Below are 4,173 nucleotides of genomic sequence, written 5' to 3'. Positions count from 1 at the left end.
TTGATTCGAGTCGCTTTGCTTAGAATGTTGCTGTTTATTCTGATCCGAGTCGTCTTGTTTAGAATGCTGTTGTTGATTGTGATTCGAGTCATCTTGTTTAGAGCTTTGTTGTTTATCCTGATTTGAGTCGTCTTGTTTAGAACTTTGCTGTTTATTCTGATTCGAGTCATCTTGTTTAGAGCTTTGCTGTTTATCCTGATTTGAGTCGTCTTGTTTAGAGCTTTGTTGTTTATCCTGATTCGAGTCGCTTTGCTTAGAATGTTGTTGTTGTTGTTGTTGTTGTTGTTGTTGTTGCTTATCCTGAGAAGAATCCTTGTTTTCCTCTTTTTTTTGCGCGCCATTGCTATCTTTATTATGTTTCATACTTCTAGTCTGTTCTTTGTTACCATCCTCTTGATTGTTAGGTTGTTGCTCCAAGTTATCTGTTTCGTTTTTCTCTGTTGTATTTGATTTTTTTTTCTTACGTAGCCAATTCCAAATCATATGTATTCCCTCTTTAATTGTGTAATATAGTGCTATTTTGTGGCTAATTTTGTATATTATTCATTTATTTATGAAAAGAAGGAGGAGATTGGTTTGCATAGAAAAAATCCTTTAGTAAGCAGTTCATACTATAACAGGGAGAGGGAGAGTCTGTGCAAATTGTAAAAAAAGAGAAGTTTATTTTAAAAGAATTTACGTTTGAAAATGGTAGGGAAATTCCTGTTCAAATGGGGTATGAGGCGTATGGTACTTTAAATAGAGAAAGGTCAAATGCGATTTTGGTTTGTCATCATTTTAGTGCAACTAGTCACGCGGCAGGAAAATATACAGCGCATGATGAGGAGTCTGGTTGGTGGGATAGTTTAATTGGACCTGGAAAAGCAATTGATACAAATAAATACTTTGTTATATGCACTGATAATCTTTGTAATGTGCAGGTAAAGAACCCGTATGTGATTACAACAGGACCGAAATCGATTGATCCGAAAACTGGAGATGAATATGCAATGGATTTTCCGGTTTTTACATTTCTTGATGTAGCTCGTATGCAATATGAGTTAATAAAAGATATGGGAATCGCAAGGTTACATGCTGTAATGGGACCGTCAGCTGGCGGGATGATTGCACAGCAATGGGCTGTTCATTATCCTCATATGGTAGAGCGAATGATTGGTGTTATTACGAACCCGCAAAATCCAATTATTACGTCGGTAAATGTAGCGCAAAATGCAATTGAGGCTATTCAACTGGATCCAAGTTGGAGGGGCGGAAAATATGGAGAAGAGCAGCCAATGAAGGGACTTCATTTAGCAAATAGAATGATGTTTATGAACGCATTCGATGAGCACTTTTATGAAACAACATTCCCTCGTAATAGTATAGAGGTAGAACCTTATGAAAAGTTTTCTACATTAACATCATTTGAGAAAGAAATAAATAAAGTGACATATAGAAGTATAGAGTTAGTAGATGCAAATTCGTGGATATACACTGCGAAAGCAGTTTTATTACATGATATTGCACATGGATTTTCATCTTTAGAAGAGGCGCTTTCTAACATAGAAGCAAACGTACTTATGATTCCATGCAAGCAAGACTTGCTTCAGCCGTCACGTTATAATTATAAAATGGTAGACACGTTGCAAAAACAAGGGAAATATGCGGAAGTGTATGAGATAGAAAGTATAAATGGGCATATGGCAGGAGCATTTGATATTCATTTATTTGAAAAGAAAGTTTATGAATTTTTAAATCGGAAAGTATCTAGTTTGGTGTAGAAAATAAAAGGTGTGAAAAAGGTGCAATGCATGTAGTAGGCACCTTTTTTTACATGATTTGTAGACGGAAAATATATGTGGCAACTGCTATACCGAAGAACGCTATACTAAGCAATAGAAATAAGAATGACATTTCTTGTGGTGATTTTATCTTTTTATTATTTCTCATACTAAGTGCAATAATTGCGGCGATTAAGAAAATGATGCCCGTAATGAAAAGAAAAAGTGTCATTTTCATTGGCTCCTTTCATAAAACAAGTATATTGAGGATACAATGCACGAGTTATGTTTGTAAAGAATAAGTTTTGCGGGAAAATTGAGAAATAAAATTTCCATTCTTTGCGTTCTTTCTTTCGCATGCTAAAATTGACTAGATATGCTTGTGTAAGGAAGAGACTAAAGGTTTTATTGTATATAAGGAGGAACGACATATGACAGAAGTTAAAACAATTACTACAGAAGAAGTGCAAGAGCGTTTAGAAAATGGAGAAACGTTATTTTTAGTAGACGTAAGGGAAGATGAAGAAGTAGCAGCAGGGAAAATTCCAGAAGCTGTACACATTAAAATGGGTGATATCCCAAATAAAGTAGATTTCTTTGATAAAGAGAATGAATATATCTTTATTTGTCGTTCGGGAATGCGCAGTGAAAATGTATGCCATTATTTAAATGAGCAAGGATTTAAGACAATGAACATGGTTGGCGGTATGCTTCAATATGAAGGTGAAACGAAATAAGTAGCTAAAAAAACTTGAAACGTGTTTGTTTCAAGTTTTTTTCTTTTGCATACAGTGTACAAAAGGGGGATAGGTAAATGGGGATTAACTTGCGGAAAGTAAAAATTATTAATAATACAGGGGCTGTTAATGTTGGTGACTGTTATGATATCTCACCTTTAGCTGTAGCAAAAATATATGCAGGTGCTGGAGGTTCGAGTGCGGCTATTTTTTTAAATGGGAAAAGACAGCCAGAAGCAGTGATTCGAACATCAGTGTTTCTTCCGCCATTAGCAACGAGTACACGTACATTAGGTTCATAGAGGAAAGGTAGAGTGTGATTATGCCTGCTCATATAAAAGAATTTGTTATTGTGAATAACACTGGGAATATATTTACCGGTGATAATTTGAGTGATACTTCATTTACTGCTACGAAATCGTATAGTGGTTCAATGGGGTGCACCTGGATTGATGTTGTTACAGTAATAGGAACGGAGACGAAGCTTTGTTTACAGCCTGGAGACTCGGTGACGACGACATATACGCGTGGTACTCCTGCTGGTACTCTAACAGGAACAAATATGGGGCAAAATGTAAATGCATCGAGTATAGCACAAGCTGTCCCGAATACAGATAATATGGATTCAGTAGCTGGACTCCCTTAAGGAATTAAGGGAGTTTTTATTATTTCAAATAAAAATAGTCTTTGAGTTTGTTTTTGTAAATACATATTAAGAAGAAGAGGTTTGTTTCATGTAAAAAAGATGGTATGCAGGTGGTGAAAGTGTGAAAGAGCGTGATAAAAAACATTCATTAAACTCTAATTTCAGAATTCCACCAAATCTTATTGGGCCTACCTTTCCACCCGTTCCAACGGGATTTACTGGTATTGGGATTACTGGCCCAACCGGTCCCCAAGGTCCAACAGGCCCCCAAGGACCAAGAGGATTACAAGGTCCGATGGGGGAGATGGGCCCGACAGGACCACAAGGTGTGCAAGGGATACAAGGACCAGTTGGACCAATAGGTGCAACGGGACCAGAAGGACAGCAGGGGCCACAAGGATTGAGAGGACCACAAGGAGAAACAGGAGCGACAGGACCAGAGGGAGTGCAAGGGTTACAAGGTCCGATTGGTCCAACAGGAGCGACTGGGGAGCAAGGTATACAGGGGATACAAGGATTACAGGGACCGATTGGAGCTACTGGGCCAGAGGGACCACAAGGAATTCAAGGTGTGCAAGGGTTACCGGGTGCAACTGGCTCGCAAGGTATACAAGGACCTCAAGGTATACAAGGGCCACAAGGACCGAGTGGAAGTACGGGGCCAACAGGAGCAACTGGTCAAGGGGTTACAGGTCCAACTGGAACAACAGGTCCAACAGGGGTAACGGGTCCATCTGGAGGACCTCCAGGTCCAACGGGGCCAACTGGTGCGACAGGTCCAGGAGGTGGACCGAGTGGAAGTACAGGTGCGACAGGAGTAACTGGGAATACTGGGGTAACAGGTAGTACGGGAGCGACTGGAATAACAGGTCCGACTGGAAGTACAGGAGAAACAGGAGCACAGGGGCTGCAAGGTATCCAAGGGGTTCAGGGGATTCAAGGGATAACGGGAGCAACTGGAGATCAAGGTCCACAAGGTATACAGGGACCTATAGGGCCTCAAGGTGTAACTGGAGCGACAGGAGATCAA

Annotated in this window: 6 protein-coding genes and 1 pseudogene; 5 read left to right on the top strand and 2 right to left on the bottom strand. The window is 39.6% G+C overall.

The genetic code is table 11. The features are described from left to right. A pseudogene (locus MR113_RS26895) lies at positions 1-483 on the bottom strand (spore germination protein); the annotation flags it as partial. 152 nt (positions 484-635) lie between these two features. Here MR113_RS26895 and MR113_RS26890 point away from each other — a divergent pair. Beyond that, a complete protein-coding gene (locus MR113_RS26890; protein ID WP_242257446.1) occupies positions 636-1,760 on the top strand; it encodes a homoserine O-acetyltransferase family protein in 1,125 nt (374 codons plus the stop codon). A gap of 49 nt (positions 1,761-1,809) precedes the next feature. On the opposite strand, the gene MR113_RS26885 is transcribed toward MR113_RS26890, so the two are convergent. After that, a complete protein-coding gene (locus tag MR113_RS26885) occupies positions 1,810-1,992 on the bottom strand; it encodes a hypothetical protein (RefSeq protein WP_242257445.1) in 183 nt (60 codons plus the stop codon). Between the two features lie 199 nt (positions 1,993-2,191). On the opposite strand from MR113_RS26885, the gene MR113_RS26880 reads away from it, so the two are divergent. The 4 genes from MR113_RS26880 to MR113_RS26865 form a co-directional block, all read left to right on the top strand. Then, complete coding sequence (locus MR113_RS26880; protein ID WP_000141210.1) at positions 2,192-2,497, top strand: rhodanese-like domain-containing protein; 306 nt, start codon at positions 2,192-2,194, stop codon at positions 2,495-2,497. A 77-nt stretch (positions 2,498-2,574) separates the two neighbouring features. Beyond that, positions 2,575-2,799, top strand: coding sequence for a spore germination protein (locus tag MR113_RS26875; RefSeq protein ID WP_000512461.1), 225 nt, complete (start codon positions 2,575-2,577; stop codon positions 2,797-2,799). Positions 2,800-2,819: 20 nt separating this feature from the next. Beyond that, entirely contained in the window at positions 2,820-3,143 is a 324-nt protein-coding gene (locus MR113_RS26870; protein WP_242257444.1) for a hypothetical protein, read from the top strand. 121 nt (positions 3,144-3,264) lie between these two features. After that, positions 3,265-4,173 (top strand): exosporium leader peptide-containing protein (locus MR113_RS26865; RefSeq protein WP_242257443.1); only part of this gene is annotated, 909 nt, incomplete at its 3' end.

This window comes from Bacillus cereus group sp. BfR-BA-01379 (assembly GCF_022663605.1).
Classification (GTDB): domain Bacteria; phylum Bacillota; class Bacilli; order Bacillales; family Bacillaceae_G; genus Bacillus_A; species Bacillus_A mobilis.
This window is presented reverse-complemented; position numbering and strand designations above follow the sequence as displayed.

Coding starts and splice junctions, on each gene's coding strand:
- MR113_RS26875 (WP_000512461.1), top strand. CDS start 2,575: ATGGGGATTAACTTGCGGAAAGTAAAAATTATTAATAATACAGGGGCT.
- MR113_RS26885 (WP_242257445.1), bottom strand. CDS start 1,992: ATGACACTTTTTCTTTTCATTACGGGCATCATTTTCTTAATCGCCGCA.
- MR113_RS26880 (WP_000141210.1), top strand. CDS start 2,192: ATGACAGAAGTTAAAACAATTACTACAGAAGAAGTGCAAGAGCGTTTA.
- MR113_RS26870 (WP_242257444.1), top strand. CDS start 2,820: ATGCCTGCTCATATAAAAGAATTTGTTATTGTGAATAACACTGGGAAT.